Origin of the sequence: uncultured Methanobrevibacter sp. (assembly GCF_900314695.1) — an archaeon.
Lineage (GTDB): Archaea > Methanobacteriota > Methanobacteria > Methanobacteriales > Methanobacteriaceae > Methanocatella.
In genome coordinates this window covers 1-24,485 of record NZ_OMWD01000025.1, presented here as the reverse complement: position 1 = coordinate 24,485, position 24,485 = coordinate 1, and the positions used below count along the sequence as shown (strand labels likewise).

General features: G+C 32.6%; 27 protein-coding genes. 24 read left to right on the top strand and 3 right to left on the bottom strand.

All coding sequences use genetic code 11. The annotated features are described in order from the left end of the window. Window positions 1–18: 18 nt before the first annotated feature. Together QZN45_RS08645 and QZN45_RS08640 are read right to left on the bottom strand one after the other, a co-directional pair. Complete coding sequence (locus tag QZN45_RS08645; RefSeq protein WP_296812472.1) at window positions 19–1,755, bottom strand: Na+/H+ antiporter NhaC family protein; 1,737 nt, start codon at window positions 1,753–1,755, stop codon at window positions 19–21. Window positions 1,756–1,992: 237 nt separating this feature from the next. After that, a complete protein-coding gene (locus QZN45_RS08640) occupies window positions 1,993–3,324 on the bottom strand; it encodes a DNA primase (RefSeq protein WP_296812471.1) in 1,332 nt (443 codons plus the stop codon). A gap of 320 nt (window positions 3,325–3,644) precedes the next feature. Here QZN45_RS08640 and metG point away from each other — a divergent pair, with 320 nt between their 5' ends. From metG to QZN45_RS08605, 7 genes are all read left to right on the top strand, one after another. Continuing rightward, window positions 3,645–5,636: a methionine--tRNA ligase gene (gene metG / locus QZN45_RS08635; RefSeq protein ID WP_296812470.1), complete on the top strand. Its 1,992-nt coding sequence runs from the start codon at window positions 3,645–3,647 to the stop codon at window positions 5,634–5,636. Window positions 5,637–5,648: 12 nt separating this feature from the next. After that, on the top strand, window positions 5,649–7,226 hold the full coding sequence (locus tag QZN45_RS08630) for a DUF530 domain-containing protein (protein ID WP_292607263.1): 1,578 nt from the start codon (window positions 5,649–5,651) through the stop codon (window positions 7,224–7,226). A gap of 7 nt (window positions 7,227–7,233) precedes the next feature. Next, entirely contained in the window at window positions 7,234–7,704 is a 471-nt protein-coding gene (locus tag QZN45_RS08625; RefSeq protein WP_292607264.1) for a hypothetical protein, read from the top strand. Between the two features lie 36 nt (window positions 7,705–7,740). Continuing rightward, complete coding sequence (locus tag QZN45_RS08620; RefSeq protein ID WP_292607266.1) at window positions 7,741–8,754, top strand: glycosyltransferase 4 family protein; 1,014 nt, start codon at window positions 7,741–7,743, stop codon at window positions 8,752–8,754. Between the two features lie 8 nt (window positions 8,755–8,762). Continuing rightward, window positions 8,763–9,431: a 2,5-diamino-6-(ribosylamino)-4(3H)-pyrimidinone 5'-phosphate reductase gene (locus tag QZN45_RS08615; protein WP_292607269.1), complete on the top strand. Its 669-nt coding sequence runs from the start codon at window positions 8,763–8,765 to the stop codon at window positions 9,429–9,431. Between the two features lie 121 nt (window positions 9,432–9,552). After that, window positions 9,553–10,050 carry a hypothetical protein gene (locus QZN45_RS08610; RefSeq protein ID WP_296812467.1) on the top strand — a complete coding sequence of 166 codons (498 nt, stop codon included), beginning with the start codon at window positions 9,553–9,555 and terminating at the stop codon, window positions 10,048–10,050. A gap of 5 nt (window positions 10,051–10,055) precedes the next feature. Further along, window positions 10,056–10,748 (top strand): hypothetical protein, encoded by a 693-nt coding sequence (locus QZN45_RS08605; protein ID WP_292607274.1) that lies wholly within the window; start codon window positions 10,056–10,058, stop codon window positions 10,746–10,748. A 107-nt stretch (window positions 10,749–10,855) separates the two neighbouring features. Here QZN45_RS08605 and QZN45_RS08600 read toward each other — a convergent pair whose 3' ends face one another. After that, the gene (locus QZN45_RS08600; protein ID WP_292607277.1) at window positions 10,856–11,521 is read right to left on the bottom strand and encodes a histidinol phosphate phosphatase domain-containing protein; all 666 of its coding nucleotides are present in this window, start codon (window positions 11,519–11,521) and stop codon (window positions 10,856–10,858) included. Window positions 11,522–11,607: 86 nt separating this feature from the next. Between QZN45_RS08600 and QZN45_RS08595 the strand changes: the two genes are divergently transcribed. The 17 genes from QZN45_RS08595 (at window position 11,608) to QZN45_RS08515 (ending at window position 24,093) form a co-directional block, all read left to right on the top strand. Beyond that, window positions 11,608–12,831: an FprA family A-type flavoprotein gene (locus QZN45_RS08595; protein ID WP_292607279.1), complete on the top strand. Its 1,224-nt coding sequence runs from the start codon at window positions 11,608–11,610 to the stop codon at window positions 12,829–12,831. A gap of 175 nt (window positions 12,832–13,006) precedes the next feature. Beyond that, window positions 13,007–13,513 carry a flavodoxin gene (locus QZN45_RS08590; RefSeq protein ID WP_292607283.1) on the top strand — a complete coding sequence of 169 codons (507 nt, stop codon included), beginning with the start codon at window positions 13,007–13,009 and terminating at the stop codon, window positions 13,511–13,513. A 263-nt stretch (window positions 13,514–13,776) separates the two neighbouring features. Next, window positions 13,777–14,622: a pantoate kinase gene (locus QZN45_RS08585; protein ID WP_292607285.1), complete on the top strand. Its 846-nt coding sequence runs from the start codon at window positions 13,777–13,779 to the stop codon at window positions 14,620–14,622. After that, window positions 14,615–15,130 carry an SAM-dependent methyltransferase gene (locus tag QZN45_RS08580; RefSeq protein ID WP_292607288.1) on the top strand — a complete coding sequence of 172 codons (516 nt, stop codon included), beginning with the start codon at window positions 14,615–14,617 and terminating at the stop codon, window positions 15,128–15,130. Before QZN45_RS08585 ends, QZN45_RS08580 begins: the two co-directional genes overlap by 8 nt. A gap of 108 nt (window positions 15,131–15,238) precedes the next feature. Then, window positions 15,239–16,096: a hypothetical protein gene (locus tag QZN45_RS08575; RefSeq protein ID WP_292607291.1), complete on the top strand. Its 858-nt coding sequence runs from the start codon at window positions 15,239–15,241 to the stop codon at window positions 16,094–16,096. Window positions 16,097–16,146: 50 nt separating this feature from the next. Continuing rightward, window positions 16,147–16,560 carry a PadR family transcriptional regulator gene (locus tag QZN45_RS08570; RefSeq protein WP_292607294.1) on the top strand — a complete coding sequence of 138 codons (414 nt, stop codon included), beginning with the start codon at window positions 16,147–16,149 and terminating at the stop codon, window positions 16,558–16,560. A 207-nt stretch (window positions 16,561–16,767) separates the two neighbouring features. Beyond that, entirely contained in the window at window positions 16,768–17,562 is a 795-nt protein-coding gene (locus QZN45_RS08565) for a 2-amino-3,7-dideoxy-D-threo-hept-6-ulosonate synthase (RefSeq protein ID WP_292882325.1), read from the top strand. 9 nt (window positions 17,563–17,571) lie between these two features. After that, window positions 17,572–18,702, top strand: a complete 1,131-nt coding sequence (locus QZN45_RS08560) for a 3-dehydroquinate synthase II (protein WP_292607296.1) — start codon at window positions 17,572–17,574, stop codon at window positions 18,700–18,702. A gap of 10 nt (window positions 18,703–18,712) precedes the next feature. Continuing rightward, entirely contained in the window at window positions 18,713–19,270 is a 558-nt protein-coding gene (gene thpR / locus QZN45_RS08555; RefSeq protein ID WP_292607298.1) for an RNA 2',3'-cyclic phosphodiesterase, read from the top strand. A gap of 4 nt (window positions 19,271–19,274) precedes the next feature. Then, entirely contained in the window at window positions 19,275–20,627 is a 1,353-nt protein-coding gene (cca, locus tag QZN45_RS08550; RefSeq protein ID WP_292607300.1) for a CCA tRNA nucleotidyltransferase, read from the top strand. A gap of 116 nt (window positions 20,628–20,743) precedes the next feature. Continuing rightward, complete coding sequence (locus QZN45_RS08545; RefSeq protein WP_292607303.1) at window positions 20,744–21,088, top strand: hypothetical protein; 345 nt, start codon at window positions 20,744–20,746, stop codon at window positions 21,086–21,088. A 36-nt stretch (window positions 21,089–21,124) separates the two neighbouring features. Continuing rightward, window positions 21,125–21,676, top strand: coding sequence for a DUF2284 domain-containing protein (locus QZN45_RS08540; protein ID WP_292607306.1), 552 nt, complete (start codon window positions 21,125–21,127; stop codon window positions 21,674–21,676). Window positions 21,677–21,684: 8 nt separating this feature from the next. Next, window positions 21,685–22,374 (top strand): NADPH-dependent F420 reductase, encoded by a 690-nt coding sequence (gene npdG, locus QZN45_RS08535; protein ID WP_292607309.1) that lies wholly within the window; start codon window positions 21,685–21,687, stop codon window positions 22,372–22,374. 6 nt (window positions 22,375–22,380) lie between these two features. Further along, window positions 22,381–22,863: a hypothetical protein gene (locus QZN45_RS08530; RefSeq protein WP_292607312.1), complete on the top strand. Its 483-nt coding sequence runs from the start codon at window positions 22,381–22,383 to the stop codon at window positions 22,861–22,863. Between the two features lie 141 nt (window positions 22,864–23,004). Then, window positions 23,005–23,334: a TIGR04076 family protein gene (locus tag QZN45_RS08525; RefSeq protein WP_292607316.1), complete on the top strand. Its 330-nt coding sequence runs from the start codon at window positions 23,005–23,007 to the stop codon at window positions 23,332–23,334. Window positions 23,335–23,364: 30 nt separating this feature from the next. Continuing rightward, complete coding sequence (locus QZN45_RS08520; protein ID WP_292607319.1) at window positions 23,365–23,715, top strand: hypothetical protein; 351 nt, start codon at window positions 23,365–23,367, stop codon at window positions 23,713–23,715. 120 nt (window positions 23,716–23,835) lie between these two features. Continuing rightward, on the top strand, window positions 23,836–24,093 hold the full coding sequence (locus QZN45_RS08515) for a hypothetical protein (RefSeq protein WP_292607322.1): 258 nt from the start codon (window positions 23,836–23,838) through the stop codon (window positions 24,091–24,093). Window positions 24,094–24,485 lie beyond the last annotated feature (392 nt).

Genomic DNA, 24,485 nt, shown 5'->3' with positions numbered 1-24,485 from the left:
TAAGATAATCGAAGAAAGCTAAGCACTTTCTTCTTCAATCTCTTCAAAGTCTACTTTTTCACCAATTACTTTTAATCCGATATACATCACTATAATCGCAACTGGGATACATATGTACCATGCAATTCCAAATCCTGCTGGAATGTAACCGAATAGAATAGCAATAATTGCTACAAATATTGCATAGTAAATTTGTGTTTGCACGTGGTCAATATGGTTACAGCTGGTACCCATACTTGAAAGAATTGTTGTATCTGAAATAGGTGAACAGTGATCTCCGAAAATAGCTCCTGTCAATACACCACTTGTTGCCGTAACAACGAATCCTATATCTGGTGAAATAGCCCATGCAAGAGGAATTGTCAATGGCATTAAAATACTCATTGTACCATAAGCAGTACCTGTTGCAAATGAAATCAATGCTCCGAGTACAAAGATGAATGATGGTAAAATCCAGTAAGGGATGGTGCCTTTTAGAACAATTGCCAGATAATCTGCAGTACCTACATTTCCGATAACTCCTCCTAAAGACCATGCAAGTAATAAAATTACTCCAGTAATCGCAATGCTTTTCATACCACTAACCCATTCGCTGATGGCTTGTTCTATGGTCATTATTCTTTCTAAAACTGCCATTAAAATAGCTACAATTGATGCAAGTAATGCGGCTTGGAATAATGCAACAGATGCGTTTGAAGCAGATAATGCTTCAAAAATACCGTTGAATGATAATGGGGCAGTTTTCATTAAAGTGATAAGTGCTTGGTTTTCTCCACTTAGAATAGTAGTGTATCCGCTCCAGTAAAATGAAATTAATGCTCCTATAACTAATGTTCCTATAGGAATGATTGCATTCCAAACTGTTAATTTAACTCCTTCAACAGGTTGTATTTCATCAAATCCGGGAGCTTCGAGAGCTTTGATTGGTTCTGAATCTTTTCTAGCACGTGCCTCTTGTTCTGCTTTTTTCATTGGCCCAAATTCATATAATGTGGTTGCGGACATGACAATGAAAATTAAAATTAGGATGTTATAGAATCTGTAAGGAATTGTTTGTAAAAATATGCCGAATCCACTAACGTCCATTCCAATTGATTTAAAACCGGATGCAATTAAACTTATTTCCAATCCAATCCATGTTGAAATAATTGCAATACCAGCCACCGGTGCAGCAGTTGCATCTACTATAAAAGCTAATTTTTGTCTTGATACTTTAAGTTTATCCATTACAGGCCTCATAATTGGACCTACAATCAATGAATTTGCATAATCGTCGAAAAATACGCATAATCCTAAAAACCAAGTACTGAGTTGTGCTTTTCTAGGAGTATTGGCGCGTTTAGCAAGTGAATCTGCTAAAGCTTTTGCACCACCCATTTTTGTGATTAACTGGATTACGCCTCCAATAAGCAAGCATTGAAGAATAATTCCTGCATTCCACGGGTCGGCCATACATGAAATCACTTCATTTCCTATTGCTAAAAATGCATTAACCGCACTGCTAACAATGTTTAAATCATTCACACAAAGCATGAATTCTCCAATGAAAACTCCGACAAACAATGATAATATTGTTTCTTTAGTAATAAATGCCAATGAGATTGCTACAATCGGAGGTAATAATGTTAATATTCCAAATTTTGCTGCTGGATTATCGGTTGCAGGTGCTTGGGTGATTAGTAATGATAATACAAAAAGAGCTATTACTGAAACGGCAGTTATTATTCCAATTTTCATATTATTATTTATGTTCATAAATTCCACCTATTTGATAACAGTATTGTTATAATTTAAGCATTAATAAATTAATTCTGTTAAATTTAAATTAATAAAAATAAACAATGGAGTTTCTTTTAATTTCATTAAAAAGGATATTTTATTGTTATTTTCATATTTAATTCATTAAAATCTTTAATATAATTAAATCATGTAATATACTTTTGTCAGAAATTGTATAAATAGTATTTCTTATGAAATTAGGTGGATGGAATATTATTCCTCTTTCTGTTCACGGTCAAGTTGGAATTTTTTTCGACCGTAACATGATAGTGGATTATTGATGCCCTTACATGATTTGTCGGGATGACATAGGTGAGGGAGGTGAATTTTGATTTTCTCACAGCTCATTGGTGTATACCATTTTGTTTCGCCTTCATGATTAATATCAACTGTTTCGTGCATTCCAAAACCTAATTTAGAGATGATATTGATTTTTTCTTGTGGCTGGTCTTTAAATAATGGGGGTGTACAATTGTCTGCGGCATCAAAAATCAGCGGCAGAATTTCATTTTCAGTTATTGTTAAGTCAGGATCCATGTCTGAAACTTTAACTGTTTCATCTGAAGCGAAAATCCTAGGATATAATCGTGCATATGATGCAAATGAAGTTAAAAGAAGTACTATGGCATCATTTCTCCCTCCGGAAGATACTCCTTCAACTGTTGTTTTAATGCATGGTGGAAATGCATCTGGATTCAGTTTTTCTGCCTGAACGGTGCCATATATTCCACCGCTTCCTGCATAATACTGATTATATTTGCTGGTTTCTTCTGGAATGAATTCTTTCAGTTGTTCTGCAATTTTTAAAATGGCAGGATGAATTTCAACATGTGCAGACATCTCTTTAATTCTGGCAATGTATTCTTCAGTTTTCTGCATTATCAGCCTTGAAAGAATTTGTTCCTTGACATTGTCTCCAATTAAAATGTTATACATTCTGTCTGGGTTTCTGTCATGAAATTTATCGGAAAATCTCTCTAAAAAATCGTCTGACTGAAGGATTATTTCCCCTTCATCAATCAGTAAATCTGTCAATTTGAGCTTTTTGGATGAAATTACATCTTTAAGGGAATTCCATTTAATGGCACCATCAGTTTTTACTTCATCCAAAACTTCATCAATAATTTCTGCTCTGGCCATTGGAGGTATTTTGGATAATCTTTCTTGAATTAGGATTCCTTGAGATTCTACAAAAAGCCTTGTTTCACGTGATCCTATGTTGAATTGATTTGCAATAGCCTGGCATAGGATATGGAATATCACCACGTCCTTTTGGAATAATTCTTCATTGGTTAAATATTCGAATTCTGCTGGTGTGAAGTTTTTATTGTTCTTTTTTTCTATTGCCCATTGTATACGTTTTATAGCATAATCTGCATAGGATTTGGGAATCAGGGAGTCATCAGATATTCTTTGATTTAATGTATGTGTACAGATATCTATTAATGTTTCATCTTCTTCAAAAATTTGATTTAAATCCCCGTATTGTCTGATGATTTGTCTTCCTTCGTTTGACAATGGGTTGATATATGAAACTTCAGCCATGATTTTAACTTTTTATTTCATGTTTTAAATAGATAACTCATTATTAAAATCAATATTAATTTTAACTTATTTTTTTGCCTTTTAATTAGATTGTTGATATTTTTTTGGAAAAATGTAATTGATTAAAAATCATTTGTATGAATTATTATTTTGAAGCAACTTTTCTTTCATTTATCATATTTTTTGGTTTCGTGCGATTCAATTATTATATTCAATGTGGGTTTCATTTTTTTATTTTATAACACTGTTAAAAATAATACTTTATTATATAGTAATTACATAATTATATCATGTTTAAATTAAATAAGGGGATTAGATAAATGTCAAAGATTTTTATTTCATGTGCACTTCCTTATGCAAATGGACCATGTCATTTAGGACACATCCGTTCAACTTATCTGCCTGCTGATATATATGCAAGGTATAATAGGATGATTGGAAATGATGTGCTGATGGTTTGCGCAACTGATGAGCATGGAACTCCAATTGCAGTTAAAGCTGATAAAGAGAATAAAAAACCAATAGAAATTTCCAAAAGATATCATGACATGATTGTTCGTGATGTAGAATCCATGAATATATCACTAGATAATTTTACAAGAACTACTGATAAAGCCCATTATGATTTGGCTCAAAATTTCTTCAAGAAATTATATGATGATGGATATATTTACAGGGAAGATATTCAACAGCTGTATTGTCCGAATTGTAATAAATTCCTTCCTGATAGGTATGTTGAAGGTTTATGTCCTGTATGCGGGTCTGAAGCAAGAGGCGATCATTGTGAAAAATGTGGTAAGGCTCTTGACCCGACAGAACTTGATGAACCTCACTGCATTACTTGTGGAACCACTCCAATAATTAAAGATACATTCCAGTATGCATTTAAGCTATCCGAATTGGAAGATGATTTGAAGGAATATATTTCAATCAATGAAAACTTGCCTGCAAACGTTAAAAATTATGCTACCAACTGGTTGAAAGAAGGATTGAATGACTGGATTTTAACCCGTGATATGGACTGGGGTATTCCAGTACCGTTGGATGAAGCCAAAGGCAAAGTATTGTATGTTTGGATTGAAGCATTCCTCGGTTACATATCATCTGCAAGCCAATGGTCCAAGAAATCCGGTAAAAAATGGGAAGAATACTGGAATGATTTTGTAGTCCATTTTATTGGAAAGGACATCATTTACCACCATTCAATCTTCTGGCCAGGGCTTTTAAAAGCCTATGGATGTAAATTGCCAGACATGATTTATGCAGGAGAATTCTTATCATTGGAAGGTGAAAAAATGTCTACAAGTAAAAATTGGGTAATTTGGATTGCCGATTTTGTAAAAGACTATAATCCTGATTTGCTCAGATATTACTTGACAATAAACGCTCCTTTAAACAAGGATTCAGACTTTTCATGGGATGACTTCCAAAGAAGAAACAATGATGAACTTGCAGATGTAATCGGAAACTTTTTACACAGAACATTCACATTCACCCGCAAATACTTTGACAAAAAAATCCCTGAATATGCAAATCCTTCCGCAGATGATGAGGAATTTAAGAAAGCTATTGAAGAATTACCTGCAAAAGCTGGAGAATATATTTCCAACTTTGAGTTCAGGGAAGCTTTGCTTGAAATATTCAAGGTAGCTAAAAAAGGAAATAAATATTTCAATGATGCTGAACCTTGGAAGGCTGTAAAAGAGGATATGCAAAAAGCAGCAAACTGTTTATATTTATCTAATCAATTAGCCAAAACATTGGCTTTCACCCTTAAACCATTTTTACCAACAAAAGCTGATGCAATAGCTAAAATTTTAAATATTGATGATTTGTCCGATTGGAGTCAAGCAAATGTATTCTTGCCTTCAGGATATGAAATTAATAAAGCAAAACCATTATTCAGAAAGATTGAAGATGTGACAATAGAAGCTGAAAAAGCAAAATTACAAGAAAACTTAAAAGAAAATAGTGAGGATGAAAATATGAGTGATTTAATTAGTATAGATCAATTTGATGAAGTTGTAATTAAAATAGGTCAAATAAAAGAAGCCGAAAAAATAGAAAAATCTGACAAATTATTAAAGTTACAGGTTGACATTGGGGAAGAAAAAACAAGACAGATTGTTGCAGGACTTGCAAAATTCTACTCTCCAGAAGAATTGGTTGACAGAAAAGTCTGCGTTGTAGCTAACTTGCAACCGGCTAAACTATTCGGAACATTATCCGAAGGAATGATTTTAGCAACAGGAGAAAGCGGTGCATTATTATTTCCTGATGAAAATGCTGAAATCGGTGAAAGAATCCAATAAAATTTGATTAATATGGAAGAATCTGTCCTAGTAAATAAAGCGGAGAAATACCTAAAGGAAATATCAAAGGATTCAATTAGATTGGATAATATTGATAATTTCGGTAATTTCAAAAGTCTCTACTTTAAACTAGATGACAGACTAAACTTTTTACAGGACTTAAAGGATGATATGGATGCCCAAGGGTACACAACTCCTTTCACATCCTTAAGCCGTTATGGAACCAAATCTGTGGCTGAAGTAGCCCTTGATGAAGTCGGTGAAAATAGTCGTCATAATCAGATATTCAGGATGAAGGCAAATGCCAAAAAGAATATTCTGGACAGGGTCAAGTCAGCTATCGATTCACATAAAATTGCTATTGGACACCTTAAGCAATTTGGATATGTCAAATGCGATTCTTGCTACAAGAAATATTCAATGGATGAATATAGAAGAAACGATTCCAAATGCAGCTGTGGAAGCGAATCATTTACCTTCAAGATAAATAAAGAAGCGACACACAGGCTGGAAATAATTCCATATTTGCCACTTTCAGGTAATTATATGGTGCTTATGAGTCAATTTTCCAATTATGGAAGAGAATCCCTTAAAAAGGTATTGAATATTTTAAAGCAGGAACGTAAAGGTGTTGTAAAAACTATTTCTCTTGTTATAAGATTTAAAGATGACAATAATAGGTTAGTTCGCAAAAATATCACACTGGATTCCGAATACGTTAACAATTATGAAGAGGAAGTAAGAAGAATTTATGGAAACAGTGTTAGAATTGAAGTGCTCAGATTTCATAGAACAAAACCTGCAATCATTGACGATAAGCATGCAAGAACAGCTCTTGCCATAGCTTATGTTCGATACTGCGAGCATATAATATTGAATATCAAGGACGATATTTTAAAAAGAAGACTGTCAGATTTTAAAAGAATAAACATTTATGATGAAGTTCTTTCGGAATTTGAAAATCAGACTCCCGATTTCATTGACAAGTATGATGTAGATGCAATCGAAGCCTGGAGAGAGTCAATGATACAAAAAAAGCTTAACAGCTATGGTTTTATGGATAACTTCGGAAATATGGTGAGATCTCTAAAGCGTGATTTGAAAATTAGGGACAATATCTACAAAAACATATTTGTAAACATTGCATCTTCCCTGATATTGTGGGACATGTTCAGATATTATTTGACAACTTCAAACAACTCACGTAAAATTGAAAGCGGCCCTTTTCCCTACATTCGTGTAGAGCTTGACCGTGAACAGCGTAAAGTTTTCCAGACTACCTATACCAAAGTCATTTCAACTCTAAATGATTTTACAGATATCAAGATTATCCCTGTTTATGAGATGGATCTTCTTTTGTATGAAAAATTCAAGTTTGAAAAACAGATTAAAAATTCAAACATCAAATTCAATCATGTTGCCTTGGGTGCTGGTCTGATACATGAAAATTCAGATATTGAGCTTGAGGAGATAAGCAATGCATTCAATATCAATGAATCCAAAATCAAAAAGGAAATCAAAAATATAAATCATATCAAAAATCCGAAAAGTGATAAATCCAAAAAATTCCTTGATTTGATTAAGAAATAGTGATAATATGGACGAAGATGTAACTACAATTCACATAACTGAAGTGCTGTCATCATCACTTATTATGGATTTGATTGATGAGTATCCCAATCTTTGTGAAATCACATGTTCCCCAAGTGTCTATGAGAGGACTTCAAAAAACTATATTGACGCATTGGAGCAGCTGGACATTGAAGTTAACAAGAAATATAACTGGGGTGCTAAAAGCCAGACCAACGGTGAGGAGAAAATTGTTTTGGATTTGGCTAAAAAAGGTCTTAATGCTCGTGAAATATCTGAAGAATTAAATATGAAACTTAATCGTGTTTATTATTTGCTTAGAAAAAACAAGGATAATGTTAAATTTGATAATTATAGAAGAAAATATGACCACAGTGAGGTTAAATCCCTAAAGGAAGATGGATTATCTCCAAAAGAGATATCTCAAATGTTGGATATTCCGATTAGAACTGTTTATTATATCTTAAATAAAAAATAATTACTTTTTTTAATAATGAGTTTTAAATAATTAATTATGATAATTCTACCACAAATGCCTTTATATGTGATAGCAATAATCTGCGGATTACTTTCTTTTTCTGTAACCAGATTATTCATGCCGAAGATTATTCAAAAATTAGAAGAAGCTGACATTGTTGGAAAAGACATTCACAAATCATGGAAGCCCGTTGTAGCGGAAATGGGTGGTTTTGGAATAATATTTGGTTTTGTAATTGGAATGTTTTCAGGAATATACATGCATGATATTCTAGCATTTCCTTTATTAATTGTTCTTGTTGTTATACTGTTAGTTGGAATGATTGGAATTTTGGATGACTTATTGGCGCTTTCATCAAAGTCAAAATTCTTTTTGCTTTTCATTGCAGGCCTTCCATTGATGTGGGCAGCACCTCCTAATGTAGGCATATTATACTTGATTTCACTTCCGATTGCTCTTTCAATAGGTTCAAACCTAACAAACATGCTTGCAGGTTTAAACGGCATTGAATCAGGTTTAGGTGTTATTTCAATGGCATCACTAACAATTGCATGTATAATTTTGGGAAAATACGATGTAACAATCATATCCATGAGTATGCTAGGTGCATTGCTTGCATTTTTATACTTCAACAGATATCCTGCCAAAATTTTCCCTGGAGATACAGGTACATTAATCATTGGTGCAGCTATTGTATGTATTGCATTCATTGGTAGGGTAAAACTGATTGCACTCATCGTATTGATGCCGAACATTATTGACGCTGCATTGAAATTCTACTCAGCAGGAGTCATGAACCGTTCCCAACAGAAACCTACTCAACTTAATGAAGATGGAAAATTGGTAAGACCCGATGCAGGTTTCAAATCATTGATAAGATTAATATTAAGACGTCCGATAGCCGAAAAGGATGCAGTAAAAATAATCTGGGGTATTGGTATTGTATTCGGCATATTAGGTATTGTTGTAGCATTAATAATGCCAGGAATGCTTGAAAGCAAAACTTTAATGAACTTTTTACAAATCAAAGAGATGTTCTATCATATTTAGGTGATATAATGAAACCTTATGTAATATTAAGTGCAGCTATGACATTGGATGGTAAAATAGCAACAGAAACCGGAAGTTCAAATATTTCCGGAGAAAAAGACCTTGAAAGGGTTCATGAACTCAGAAAAGAGTGTGATGCAATAATGGTTGGTATTGGAACTGTTTTGGCAGATGATCCTAGGCTGACAGTTCATAAGATTGATGCCAATCCCGATGACAATCCTGTCAGAGTGGTAGTTGACAGCAAATGCAGAACTCCAATAGCTGCAAGAATTACAAACAGGGACGCCAGAACAATCATTGCCGGAGCCAATGAATACAAATATGACTTTGTAGTTTCAGATAGGTATGCTTCATTTTCCAAAAGAGGCATTGACTTCTTTTGGAGTGGTGACAAGAGAGTGGATTTGGTCGCATTGATGAATTATCTTCACGAAGAGGGAATTGAGAAACTGATGCTTGAAGGTGGAGCAACCTTAAACTTTTCCATGATTAAGGCAGGTCTTATTGATGAAATAAGATTATGTGTTGCACCGATGGTTGTTGGTGGCGCAAATGCAAAAACATTATTTGATGGTGAAGGTTATCCATTGATGGATTTGGCTACAAAATTGGAACTAGTTGATTCATATAGTTTGGATAAAGATTTGATTTTGACTTATAAAGTTATAAAATAGTTATTTTTTAATTTATGGGAAATATTGTCGGATTGTGAAAAATTGCATTCGTTTAACACAAAAAATACTTAAATAATGGTTAATAGATAACTTAATTACTTAACCATTGTTCGGTGATACGGTGTATGTCAATATGGATAAAAATCAAAGAAATTTCAATAGTTTAAATGATATTTATCAAAAAATTCGAGAAATATTTTCCAATTTTAAACTACAAAGCGATGTACCAATTGAAAAAGTTATTCAAATATATTCCAATGATAATAATCTCTTAAAGGAAATAAGTGTAATTGAAGATTCATTATCGGAAATCGCCGATATTTTAGCACAAATTGGAAATAAAGAATTATTTTATTTTCTTTCAATTCGACATATGATTGGCTATATTTTAAAAGATGTAAAATTATTTATAATATACATGCCATTTGTTGATAATTTATTAATTAATTTTTTTAAGTTCATCCATTCAAAATTAATTGGCGATAATGATTATGAAGAAAATGATGAAATATTTGCTGATTTTTTAGAGGAACAAAAAGACTATTTTTATGACAATATTTTTGAATATACTGGAGAATATGAAGATTTAATAATTGAAGTAACTAATATCCTGTGGTGATTAGTTTGAATTCATTTTTAGATACTAATGTTTTAATTGGTTATATATTTAGTTGTGATTCCTTATTTAAACACTCTAAAGAATATATTTTTAAAAGTAAAAGTAATTATTATTCTCAGCATGTCAAAACAGAAATGAAAAAAATATATTCTAGAAAAAATTTAGAATTTGAGGATTTTTTCTTGAAATTATATTTTGAAATTGAACAATATGATGATATGTATTTTTTAAGTAAATCTAAAATAGTTAAAATGATTTATGGGTTGGATACAATAGGAAAATTAAATCAAAGAGACATGGAGTTATCTTTTGATAAAATTTGGGAGTTCTTTGAATTTGGTGAAAATCAAGAAGTAATGATGATAAAATTAAAATTTGGAGATTATATATCTCAATTTGAGTCATTACATAATTTAAGGAAAAATTTCATTTTTAAAACTTTGAATTTAGTTCCAAATCATACGAAAAAAGATAAATCAATTCTCGATAAAATAAAAAAAGAGAATCTTAGAGATGAATTATTGCATGCTTATGATGAAGATATTCTTTTTGATGCAAATGAATTCTGTAAAAATAATAAAGACCTTAAATTAATATTTGTTAGTGCCGATCAGAATTTCATTAAAGCTATTGATATTTTAATGGAATATTTGTGCTTTGATGATTGTGTAAATTTAATTGAATTTTCAAATAATTAAAATATTCCATTATATCATTAACTGTAGATTATCTCTTGATTTTTTGCTTATTTTGTGAATCAGAAGAATGTATAAAGTTTAGCATTATTGATTGAAAGTTTGAATAATTATAATATTCCTTTGCTTTTTAAGAGTTCACGAGGATTGTCGACAAGTGCTTTCATGGCTTCTTCGTGAGTTAAACCTGCACCTAATGCAATTTCATATGATTTATCATAAGTAATCAAATCGCTCGGTGCATGAGTGTCAGTATCAACTAGTAATTTATTTCCAACTTCACGGGCAACATTTGCAACATGACCGTTTCCAAGGCAATGTCCTTTACGTGCTGAAATTTCAAGATAAATATTATTTTCTTTTGCAATTTCTGCTTCTTCAATAGTTATTAAGCCAGGATGACCTAAAATGTCCACATGTTCGGATTCAACAGCAGCCCTATTGGTTCCGGGAGTTACAGGTTCATTCAATGTTTCACCGTGAACAACAACAATTTTTGCACCTAATTCCTTTGCCCTTGCAGCTATTCCATCAATTGATTCGCAAGGGGCATGTGTTACTTCAGCACCTAAAACTACAGTAATGTCCCAGTTGGAATTGATATCATCAATTGCATCCTGAATTGCTGGGATTGTTTCAACATTTGACCAATCAACATGGTCTGTAATCGCTATCGCTTCATGATTTAATTTTAAAGCTCTTCTTGCAAGTTCGGAAGGCAATAATTCACCATCACTAAATAAACTGTGCATATGTAAATCTATTCTTTTGTTCAAAATATAACCTCTTAATCTTAAATATAATATTTTATATAATACGTTTAATATATACTTATACAACTTAAATTATTTGAGGTATTAAAATGAAAGCAAAAGCTGTAAAAATGGCAGATGGTGTTTACTGGGTTGGTGTTATTCACTGGAATAGCAGAACTTTCCATGGATATGGAATTCCAGGAACCACATACAATGCATACTTGGTATTCGGTGAAGAAAAGACTGTATTAATCGATAATGTTTACAAAGGAATGTTTGAACAATTCGATGCAAGAGTAAAGGATGCTTTTGAACAGGAAGGCAAAGAATTTAAAATCGATGTATTCGTTCAAAACCACTCTGAAATGGACCACTCAACTTTTTTAAGGGATACCATTGCAAAATACAATCCAGATGCAGAAATATATGCATCACAAAACTGTATTAACTTTTTAGAAGCACAATACCATAATTTTGGTGATTTAGAACTTAATGCTGTAGCCACCGGTGATGAAATTGACATTGGTGGAAGAACCTTAAAATTCGTTTCAGCTCCAATGTTGCACTGGCCGGACAGCATGTTCACATTCCTGGCTGAAGAGGGAATATTGTTTTCAAACGATGCATTCGGACAGCATGTATGTCACTCCAAAAGATTTGACAAAGACTACTCATTGGATTACCTATTAAAAGAAGCACAAAAATATTATGCTAACTTGGTAACTTTAGGTTCTCCAATGCTTAGAATGAAATTACAGGAAATCACTGACAATGGTCTTTTAGAACAAATCAAAATGATTGCACCATGTCACGGTCAAATCTGGACTAATCCTAGACCAATTGTTGAAAAATACACAGAATGGGGATCTGGAGTATGCAAAGACAAAATCACTGTAATCTATGATACAATGCACCATTCAACTGAAAAGTTAGCTTTCCAAATTGCTGAAGGTATCATGAGCGAAGGTGTAGAAGTTGAAATGTACTTCATGCAGGAAGACGGTCCTGATGATGTAATTACAGACATTTTGGACTCCAAAGCTATTGCTCTCGGTGCTCCAACAATGATGAACAAGCCATTCCCAAGAATAGGTAACATGATGTACTGGTTGGACTGTGTTAACTTCAAGGGAACAGGTAGCGAGAAAAGTGCTTTAATATTTTCATCCAAAGGATGGGGTGGTGGAGCTATTGCTAAACTCCAAAGGGATTTGGAAGAAGCAGGTTTCACAGTTACTGATACTTTAGATGTTTTATTTGTACCTGATGAGGATGTTTTAGCTGAAGCATTTGAAAAAGGTGCAGAATTAGCTCGTTCCATTAAAGAATAGTTTTTAACTATTCCTTTTTTTATTTTTTCTTGAATTTTGTACTGTAAATTAATTTTTAAAACTTTTTTCCTGTTGTCATAATGATTCTTTTTAAATTTAGTATTGGTGATAATTGTTGTCATTAACAACATTTAAATATTATTTTCATTAAATTTTTTAATCAAGAGGTTAAATTATGTCAAGTTTAGTAATTTATTTTTCAAGAAGCGGAGAGAACTATTTCGGCGGCGAACTGAAAAACATTGAAAAGGGAAACACTGAAATAATTGCAGAATACATTAAGGAATTAGGTGGGGCTGACTTGTTTAAGGTTGAACCTGCAAATGAATATCCTGCAGACTATATGAAATGTATTGATGTTGCAAAAAAGGAAAAGCAAGCCGATGCAAGACCAGAAATCAAAGAAACATTAACCGATATTTCAAATTATGATACAATTTATATTGGTTTTCCGAACTGGTGGGGAACTATGCCAATGCCAATGTTTACACAATTGGAACAACTTGACTTTTCAGGTAAAATAGTAAAGCCGTTTGTTACTCATGAAGGGTCTGGTTTTGGTTCATCTCGAGGTGATATCAATAAATTATGTGAAGGAGCGGAAATTAAGAAAGGATTGTCAATTCCCGGTGCAACAGTTTATGATGCAAAGGATACTGTAAGATTATGGGTTGATGAATAGAATTCTGTTATGTTACAGGTAAGTCCCAGGAAAAATGAAATACATGTAAGTTTTAGACGAAAATGATTAAATGGGCGGAGAGTAATGCCCATAAAGTTAAAAAATACTTTTTGAATTCACTTGACATTATCCTTGCAGTGGCTGTGTGATATAATCTAAAGGTAAAGACTGCTGATTCGAAGATGATGGAAAGCATAGGAAGACCTTAAAAAGGCTATGAAATAGGTCAAATTTTAATAAAATGAAAAGACAATATAATTAATATGAATAAATCAGTTTTTGTACCTGGTCATGTTACAGGTTTTTTCAATATTGAAAACCATGAAATAAGTTTGAAAAATGGATCATGTGGAGCTGGGTTTTTGCTTTCAAGAGGAGTTAAATCCACTATTTCTCCATCTGACAGACTATCAATTGATGTTAATCAGGGTGATGAAACAGTCATTGAAGAGGTATTGAAAATTTTGGAAATTGACGATACATTTAAGATTACGCAGGACATTCAGCTTCCAATAGGTGCGGGCTTTGGAACGTCAGCAGCTTCAGCATTTAGTTTAACTTTAGCCATAAATGAATTTCTCAATTTGGGATATTCTCAGGAGCTGTGCGGTCAAATAGCCCATATGGCGGAAATTAATTTGGGTGCGGGTCTAGGTGATGTGATAGCTCAAACAGGTAAAGGAATAGTTTTGAGGACAAAACCTGGAGCTCCTGGAATTGGTGAAATTGAATCATTTAGAAAAGATGTTTTCATTGCCTATAAGACCTTCGGAACCATAAAAACTTCAGATATTATTTCTGATCCACATCACAGGGAGGTCCTTTCACAGGTTGGTTTAAAATATCTTGAACTATTCGAAAAGGAAACTACCTTGGAAAATTTTCTCTCATTTTCAAACAGCTTTTCCATTGAAACAGAGTTGATGTCTGATGAAGTCAGAAATTTAGTTGATTATTTTAACTCTTCGGAGGATATTTTGGGTAGTTCCATGGCAATGCTTGGAAATACTGTATTTGCCTTTGCATATGATGAAGATGCATTCAAAGATTTGGACATTGAAGACTTGCATATATGTGAACTCAACAACATTGGTATTGTTTATGATTAAATTAAGTTATGACATTAAAAAATACCGCCAGGATTTGCTCGATTTGATAAATGATAATGATATTGTCATTGAACTTGGCTGTCACATTGGAGGTACAACAAAACTGATTTCTAAAAAATGTAACGTGATTGCCGTAGACAATTCTCCTGAAGCAGTCAATAAGATGAGTGAACTTGAGGGGGTCGATTTCATTTCAGGTGATGTAAGACGCCACGAGGTTTTGGCTGAAGCTTTTCAAAAGATACAAAAATGTGATGTGCTGGCAATCGATTTGGGTGGAGGTTATCACCCAGATACTGTTTTTAAGGTGTTTTATATTTGGTCATCCACTTTCAAGCCAAAACATACTGTTATCAGAAATCGTGGGCTTTTGGAATTTGTAAATTCTGCTAGGGTAAGTGATGAAAAATATATCTCTTTAGATGGTTTTCTTGATTCATATAACGATTCGGGAATTCCTCCATTGATAAAGGAATTTGATTTGTGGACACCTTCCCTGAAAAAATGATTATTGTTTCTATAAGATATATCAAATTTTATAATACCTATTTAAATATTAAATGTGTTATATATTTGACTATAATATGATTTTTTCATATTTAAGGGGAGATTAACAATGAATTTTAAAAAAGTTTCAATACTATTTGCAGTATTTTTATGTCTATTCGTGACAATGTCTGCAATATCCGCAACAAGTGATTTGAATTCGACGTGTATTTCAGAGCAATCAGAAGAAATTTCTGTTGATTCTAATACAATAAATGATGTATCTAATAATAATGATTCTTCTTCAACAGATAATGTTGATACAAAAGAAAACACCATTTCTACAAATACCAATACTGACACACCGTCTGTTATAAGCAAGCCAAAACCTGTCAAAAAAATTGCAACCAAAACAGAAGCTGATATAGTGGCTTTTAAATATAAATCTAAAAACTATTTTAAGGTTGAAATTGAAGACAGATACGATGACGATATTCCTATTAAAAATGTAAAGGTTAAATTAAAAATTTATACTGGAACTACTAGTAAAACATACATTGTTAAAACTAATTCAAGGGGCATAGCTAAATTTAATACTCAGAATTTAAAGCCTGGATCTCATAAGGTGGTAATCACATCAGCCGATGACAGATATAAAATTAGCAAAGTGTCTAAAATCATAATCGGAAAACAATATTCTACAGTTCTCAAAGCAAAATCCACTAAAGTTTTAAAAACTAAAGATAAAATTGCTCTTAAATTCAAAAATGATTTTGATGAAAAGGAAGTAAAGGTTATCTTTAAAAAGAAATCGAAACATACTATTATTAGTAAAGCCAAATTCTATTTCAAGGATACTTACACTGGAAAAGTTGTAAGTAAAGTTGATTATTGTGATTTTGATGACGGTAGATGGGAAATGCCTGAAGAGGATTATCCTAATAGATTTACCTTACTCAAAGTAAAAGTTTGGTATTTGAAAGTTTAAAAAATTTAATTTAATTTTTTAACTTTTTTTAATTTTTTTAGGCGAAAAAAATGAATAGTATTAAAAATAATGAATATTCTGAGTTTATTAAGAACGACAAGATTATCACTCATACGGTTAATGGAATTTCTCGTTTTCTAATTTTGTGGATTATAAAACATTATGGTCCGATTCATGGATATAATATTTCAAAAGAGTTTTCAGATATTTTTGAAAGTTTAATCAGTTCTGGCACTTTAAAAAAGTCCAATCCAAGTAAAATGTATCCAATTTTAAAAAATATGGAAGATAATGGTTTAATTGCTGGTGAAGATGTTTTTCAGGACAATAAAAAAGTAAAATTTTATTCAATAACTGAAAAAGGCGATTTTTTACTGCATTTTGTCTGTAAGAATTTCAATCATATACGTAAAAGTCCTAAAGGATCATTGTTTTTCGATGATTTTTTGAATTTTAAATTTTAGAATATCCTGTATATGTTTTATTATTTTTATTAATATTTTTTTATATTATTTTTTCATAAGTTTGAATTTTTGTTAATTTTTTATACCTGTTTTTTTATCATATTTTAAATTTAATCCAGTATATCTTGCATGATTGTCCAGATTAGTACAATTAATGTTATATATCATAATCAAGAAAAATATAATTCATAAGTATTTTGAGGCTTAATAATGATAGGTAAAAAAATTCGTTTAGAAAGAATAATAAACAGAAATACTAAAAGAACTGTAATCGCACCTATGGATCATGGTGTTTCCAGCGGTCCAATTCCAGGTATTATCGACATGGATGAGACAGTAGAAAACATTTCCCAAGGTGGTGCTGATGCAATTTTAATGCACAAGGGAATTGTACAGCAAGGACACCGGGGTTACGGAAAAGACATTGGATTAATCGTACATTTATCCGCAAGTACTTCTCTTGCACCTGATCCAAATGATAAGGTAACTGTAACAAGTGTTGAAAAAGCAATTCAGCTTGGAGCAGATGCAGTATCCATTCACGTAAACCTTGGAAGCGAAACAGAAAGCCAAATGTTACAGGAATTAGGTGAAATAGCTGAAACCTGTGATTACTGGGGAATGCCTTTACTTGCAATGATGTATCCTAGAGGCCAAAAAGTGGAAAATGAACATGATGTGGAATTCGTTAAGCATGCTGCCCGTGTAGGATCTGAACTTGGTGTGGACATTGTAAAAACCAATTATACTGGAGATCCTGATTCATTTAAAGAAGTTGTGGAAGGAGCAATCGTTCCTGTTGTAATTGCAGGAGGTCCTAAAGTAGACACTGATGAAGACTTATTGAATATGGTAAAAGATTCTCTTGAAGTCGGCGGTGCTGGTGTAGCATTCGGACGTAATCTTTTCCAGGCTGAAAACCCAGGTAAAATTACAAGAGCTATTGCAGAAGTAGTTCACCATGATTTAGAAGTTGAAGAAGCTTTAAAATTCTTAAAATAAGGTGGTTGTATGCAAAACAAATTCGCTTGGATAAGCACTCCTGATGAATTGTGGGATGATAAAAAGGAAATGATAACCACAGCATTGGAATCTGGAATTGACCATGTTTTGGATTTGGATGACATTGAACAAATCAGAAAGCTGGGAAATGTAAAGATTATTGCAAACACTGATGATGCTGACATATATCTTGTCGGTATTAATGGGGAAGGTGACGGTTTTATCGAGCTAAAGGATGACTTTTCTGATTCAGTTGATATTGCAAATGCTAAAAAAGCAAAAAGCGAAGGAAAAACTGTATGTGCATATATAAAAATCACAGACAAAGTTCATGAACAACTTGCAGTAAAATTAGGTCCTATTGTTGACTATATCATTCTTGTGGGAACTGACTGGACAATAATTCCACTTGAAAACATCATTGCAGACTTGCAAAAGGAAGATGTTGAAATAATTGCTGCAGTACGTGATTTGGATGGTGCAAAAGTAGCTCTTGAAACATTGGAGCACGGAACTGATGGAGTAATCTTTGAAGCAAATGACTTCAACAATACCAAAAAGATTGCCGAAGAAGTAGTTAAAGCATCACAAACCAAATATGAATTGAAAATAGCTACAGTAACAAATGTAAAGCCATTGGGATCAGGCGATAGGGTTTGTGTTGACACAACAGACATGATGAAACCTGGAGAAGGAATGCTTATAGGTTCATATTCAAAATCAATGTTTTTGGTTCATTCAGAATCTTTGGAAAGCGAATATGTGGCTTCACGTCCATTTAGAGTCAATGCAGGTCCCGTTCAGGCATATGTGATGGTTCCTGGAAACAAAACAAGATACCTCTCAGAGCTTGTAGCTGGAGATGAGGTTTTAATTGTAAACACTGAAGGTGAAACAAGAACTGCATATGTGGGAAGAAGCAAAATTGAAAGAAGGCCATTGATATTGATTGAAGCAGAATATGAAGGACAAACCATCAGAACCCTTCTTCAAAATGCTGAAACAATAAGAATAGTTGATGAAAATGATGAACCTCTTTCAGTAGCTGACATAAAAACAGGCGATAAAGTGAAAGTGTATATTGAAACTAATGCTCGCCACTTTGGTATAGCTATTGATGAGACCATAATAGAACAATGAGTGTGATTTGATGCCTGAAATCAGAGCTTTTCTTGCAATCGATTTGGATGAGGATTTAAAACCTAAAATAAATAAGATTATTAAGAGTTTTAAGGAAATTGATGCCAATATAAAGTATGTTGATTTGGCCAATCTCCATTTTACATTAAAGTTTTTTGGAGACATTGATGTTGAAGGAATTGATTTGCTTTCTCAAAAGATATCCAATGTTGTATCCGAATTTGAACCTTTCAATATAAAAATAAAGGGCTGCGGTGCATTTCCAAACAATAATCATATCAAGGTTATTTGGGTTGGCCTTGAAGGTGATGAAATTCTTAAAAGTCTGCATGACAAATTGGATGTCGAATTTAAAAAACTCGGTTTTGAGGCAGATAAAAAATTCTCATCTCATTTAACCATCGGACGGATGAAATCCGCTAAAAACAAAAATAAGGTTAAGTCTCAAATAGAATCTTTCAGCGAGGTTGAAATTGGTGAGATGAGTGTAGATAAAATTGTCCTTAAAAAATCTACATTAAAACCATCAGGACCAATATATGATGATATAAACATATTTGAATTGTGATTATATGGATTATGAAGCTATTTTAAAAGATATCAAGCCAACAATTGATGAAAAACAACACATTGATGATGTTTCATCAAGAATTATGAATTTTTTACAGAATGCATGCGACAGTAGAAATATTGACGCAAACGTTAATCTGGTAGGTTCCGTTGCTAAAAATACAGCACTTAAAGGAAAATCAGACATTGATATCTTCATAGCATTTCCATTGGATACTGAAAAGCAATATCTAAAAGATAAAGGTCTTGAGTTGGCGCATTTATGTTGCAGCGAATTTGATAGTAATCCTGAGCATCATTTTGCTTCCCATCCTTATGTTACAACTGATATTGAAGGTTGTGAGGTTGATATCGTACCCTGCTATCAGATAAAGGATGGAAGCCAGCTTAAATCAGCGGTTGACAGGACAATCCTTCATACCTTCTATGTTAAGGATGAGCTAGGAGAAAATCAGGATGATGAGGTTTTGCTCCTAAAACGCTTCATGGCGATGACTGGAACATACGGCTCCGAGTTTAAGGTAGGTGGATTTGCAGGTTATCTGTGTGAGCTTTTAATCATAAACTACGGCAACTTTGAAAATACTTTAAAAGCAGCCATGGACTGGAAATTCGGTGAAATAATAGATCTTGAAGGCCATGGAACCAGCAAACAGTTTAAAGATCCTTTGATAGTGATTGACCCTACTGATGAAAAACGTAATGTAGCCGCCGCTTTAAGATTGGACAAGATGGCGCAATTCATACAGTCTGCACGTAACTTTATATTTTCAGACAATAAAGAAGATTATTTTTACCCTATTGAAAAAAATTTAAATAAGCAGAATATTCTAAACGAATTTAAAAAGAGAAACAGTGATTTGATTGCATTCAGATTTAACATTCCAGACATGCCTTTGGATACGCTCCATCCTCAGCTTAGAAAAACATGTGAATCTCTTGAAAGAAAACTGAATGATAAAGAGTTCAATGTATTTAAGGCGGATTACTGGAGTGATGAGATAATAAACTGTGTTATTCTTTTGGAAATGGCTTCATCAAAATTAAATGATGTTGAAATTAACAAGGGACCTAAGGTTTTCATCAACAAGGCATGCGAAAACTTCGCTAAGAAATACGGTCGTGAAAACTGCTATGTTCAGGATGATTACTTAGTTCACATGCAAAAAAGGGAATTTGTCAGTGCAACAGATTTTATTTCACATATTTTTACAAAGGAACACATCAACCTTATCAAAGTTGGAAAAAATCTTAGAAATAACCTTATTAATACCTTCGAATTCATTGATGTTGAAGATATTGATTTGGAATTTCTTGATGATTTTTTAAATCCTGGCCAGTATATTGTAAGGTGAAATGCCCCAAATTGCAAACTAGGGGCCAATAGATAAGTTAATGCGATTTTCATTTTCAATCATAAGATTAATATATATTTTTGACTATAATATTAGGTATACCTAAAAGTGATATCATGACCAGAAAAACTTACTTGTATGAATGGGGAAATGAAGATTACAAAAACCTCACAGAAATAGAAAAAGAAGCATTCAGAAAAGCGGATGAACTGAACGATCGCATATTGGACTTAAAGATAATGATTGATGATATGAACGAAGGTTGGGAGGAATACATCCGGTTTCTTGAAGATAAAAATATATCAAAATACTGTGAATTCAAATGCAGGGAAGCAATAGAATTCGATGAGGAACTTTTAAGGGCAATTGTCAATACATTGAAAAAGTCACTGACAGACACAAACAAATCGATAAATTACAATTACAAAAAAATTAAAATCAATCGTGCAATTGATGGATAGAAAATTATATTATATTCAATTTTAATATAGATTAATATGTCAGAGATTAAAAAACTCACGGCAGATATAGATGTTGGGGAGTACTATGAGAAATATGTGGATTTTGAGGAAGTCTCAAAACTCTGCATAGAAGAAGAGGAGATGTTGGGATACAATTGGAACTATCCCCCATTTGAATTTGATGTTGATGAAGTATGGAACTCATACAATAAGCTGAAAATCATTGCTTTTAAAATTGATTTTTCCGAAGAGGAACTGGCGCACACTTTTGAGGAAAAAGAACTGGAATTCATTCTAAAGAGATTCGAAAGAATGAAAGTCAAGTTCATGAATGAAATTTACATGCTGGAAGATGAAAACTCTTTAGGACTCTTTTTAGGAAAATGCAATCTATGCATGAGATGTACAAGAGAATTCAACATGCCATGTAAGATGCCATTTAAAATGAGATATTCACTGGAATCCCTTGGCGGTAAAGTGGATGAAAGCATCAGAGATATTTTCGGATATGAAATTAAATACGCTCAAGACGGAAAACTGCCTGAATATCTGATATTTGTAGGCGGATTATTATATGATAAAAAATAGGTGATAAAATGAAAGTAAGTATAATTGGAGGAACCGGACCACAAGGACTTGGAATTGCAGAAAGATTAACTATTGCTGGTGTTGATGTAATTGTAGGTTCAAGAAAAGAAGAAAAAGCATTGGATGTAGTTGCACAAGCAAAAGAAGATTTGTCAGATTATGATTTATCAAATATGGTTGGAATGGCAAATGAAGATGCTGCAAAAGAAGGTGACGTATTGATTATTACTGTACCATTGGCAGCTCAAAAACCAACAATCGAAGGAATCAAAGAATTTTGTGCTGATAAAATTGTCATGGATGCAACTGTACCTTTAGAAACTGCAATCGGTGGAAAACCATTCAGATTCATTGACCTTATGGAAGGATCAGCTGCTGAAAGAACCGCTTCAATTCTTGAAGGAACAGGTGCAAAAGTCATCTGTGCATTCTGTAACATTTCAAATTCCCATTTGGCAAACATTCCTGAAGATATCGACTGTGACTGTCTTATTGCAGGTGATGATGCTGAAGCTAAAGCAACAGCTGCTGAAATCATTGACAAGATTCCTGGAATCAAAACAATTGACTGTGGAATTCTAGAAAAAGCACGTATAATTGAAAAAATCACTCCATTATTGATTGGATTAAACATAAAATACAAATCACACTATGGTGGTTTAAGAATTACAGGAATTCCTGCACTCGATAAGGAATAGATATAAATGGATTCATTTGAGACTTTAATTGGAAAAAACATTAATGAAGTAGTCTTGAATGAATCAGATACTTTTTTTGTTGCTCCATTGGAGTATTTTTATAAGAATTGTGGCAAGAGATATCCGGCTTCAAAGCTTAAGCTTGCAGACTTGGATTATTTTGACATGATTGACTTTACTGAACTGTTTAAGTTTGAAGCTATTTTGATAATCTGGTATTTTGAAGATGTAATCACTGATTTGGAGCTTTATTATTTAAGCAACGATTTTGACATTTTGTTAATGGATTATTACTATATTAAAAAGTCAATTGATGAGGGTGAGGCTCATAAACTACGTGAAGGCGATACCAAATATTTGGGAGCTTCTAGATTGGATGAAAAAGTTCTTCAACCTAACAGTGATAAATTAGCAAATAAGCGTGAACTTGTTTTAAAAAAGAAGTATTTGCAGAAAATACTTAATGAATTGGGCTTTAAATACCTGTAGTTAATATAATCAATTTTTCAAATTTCATTTATAATCAAATGATGGTAAGGTCTTTGATTACCTGATTTTTTTGAATTCTTGACAGTTTATGATTATAATGGAAGCCAACTTATTATAATGGCTTATAACAAATATTAATTCATGAAGAAAGTCAAAATTACAATACTTAAAACAACACTTCAGGAAGATCTTGCTAGTGAATATGGTGTTGATGGCCTCACAACATGCCCTATGATGAATGAAGGGGAAGTTTACTATGCTGATTACGCCAAACCTGAAAATTTCTGTGATGAAGCATGGAAAGCTATATACCAGTATGTTTTCGCATTAGCTCATGGAATTGATGAAATTTGGTATTATGGGGACTGGATTAAAACACCTGGCGTTGCTATTGTTTCTTGCAATGATGGGCTTAGGCCTGTTATTATGAAACTTGAAAAAACTGATATTGAATCTAAAATAGAAAAATAATTTATTTTTTAAAGAGGCATATTATTTATTATGAGGGATTTTAAAAAAAAGATGATTATTTTATTGTTATTTTTAATAACAATTACATTAATCTTATCATTTGCTACAGTATCTGCAGTGCAAATTTCAAATCAAACAGTTGATGAAACTGTTGATAATGATATATTGGAGATTTCACAATCCGATGAGATAATTTCGAGCACAGTTTCCTCTGAAAATTTGTCAAGCTCTTATTTGGTGTTGGATAATGATGCCGATAAAGAAGATATCGTTGTAGGAGAGGAAGTGACTTGGATTATAACCGCTTCAAATTTAGGTCAAGATACTGCAAAAAACACAAAAGTATACAATAAATTACCTCAAGGTCTTAAATACATTTAGCATTCAACAACCAAAGGAACATTCAATCCAAAAACAGGAATCTGGAACATCGGCAATTTAAGTATTGATGATGGGATTGTAGAATTATGGATTACTACTTTGGCATTAACAAATGGTAAAATGATTAATAAGGCATATATTGTCACTGACAGTGAAAATTCCAATATCAATGAAAGTTATGAGGAAGAGGAAATTGATGTATTCGAACCTGAAAAAAAGGTTTCTAAAGATGTTGAAATTGTTTCACCCAAGATGCATGCTACAGGAAACCCTCTATTTTTAATCCTAATTTCGATTTTTATCTTTAAAATGCAAGAATACCACAATTTCTGCAAGTTGTGGATGAATTGCACTATTGGGTGTACTATCTTTTTTTAATTAATTTTTATTGTGTTTATTTTTATTTTGTGTTTTTTGGAGGCTATTTTATGTCATGAATTTTTATTCAGTATACTTTTTTGTTATTGGATTATTAAATAATTGCTTTGGGTTTGAAAAATTGCTCTGAGTTCGTTATTCGATTACTTTTCAAATGCTCTCTCTCATTTTTTATATGTGGGTAATTATAAATGAGATATTATTCAATTAAATGTGATTTTAATTGTTGTTTTAAAAAAGAGTAGATGTTTTCCATTTTTTTTTAGATAATGGAATAAAAATATTATATATATTGGACTGGGGATGAGATTTATGGGTGAGTATATTCGAGGTGTGGTTGTTAAGCTTCATTTAACTCTTGAACAAGAAATTCTGTTTAAACAAAACTATGG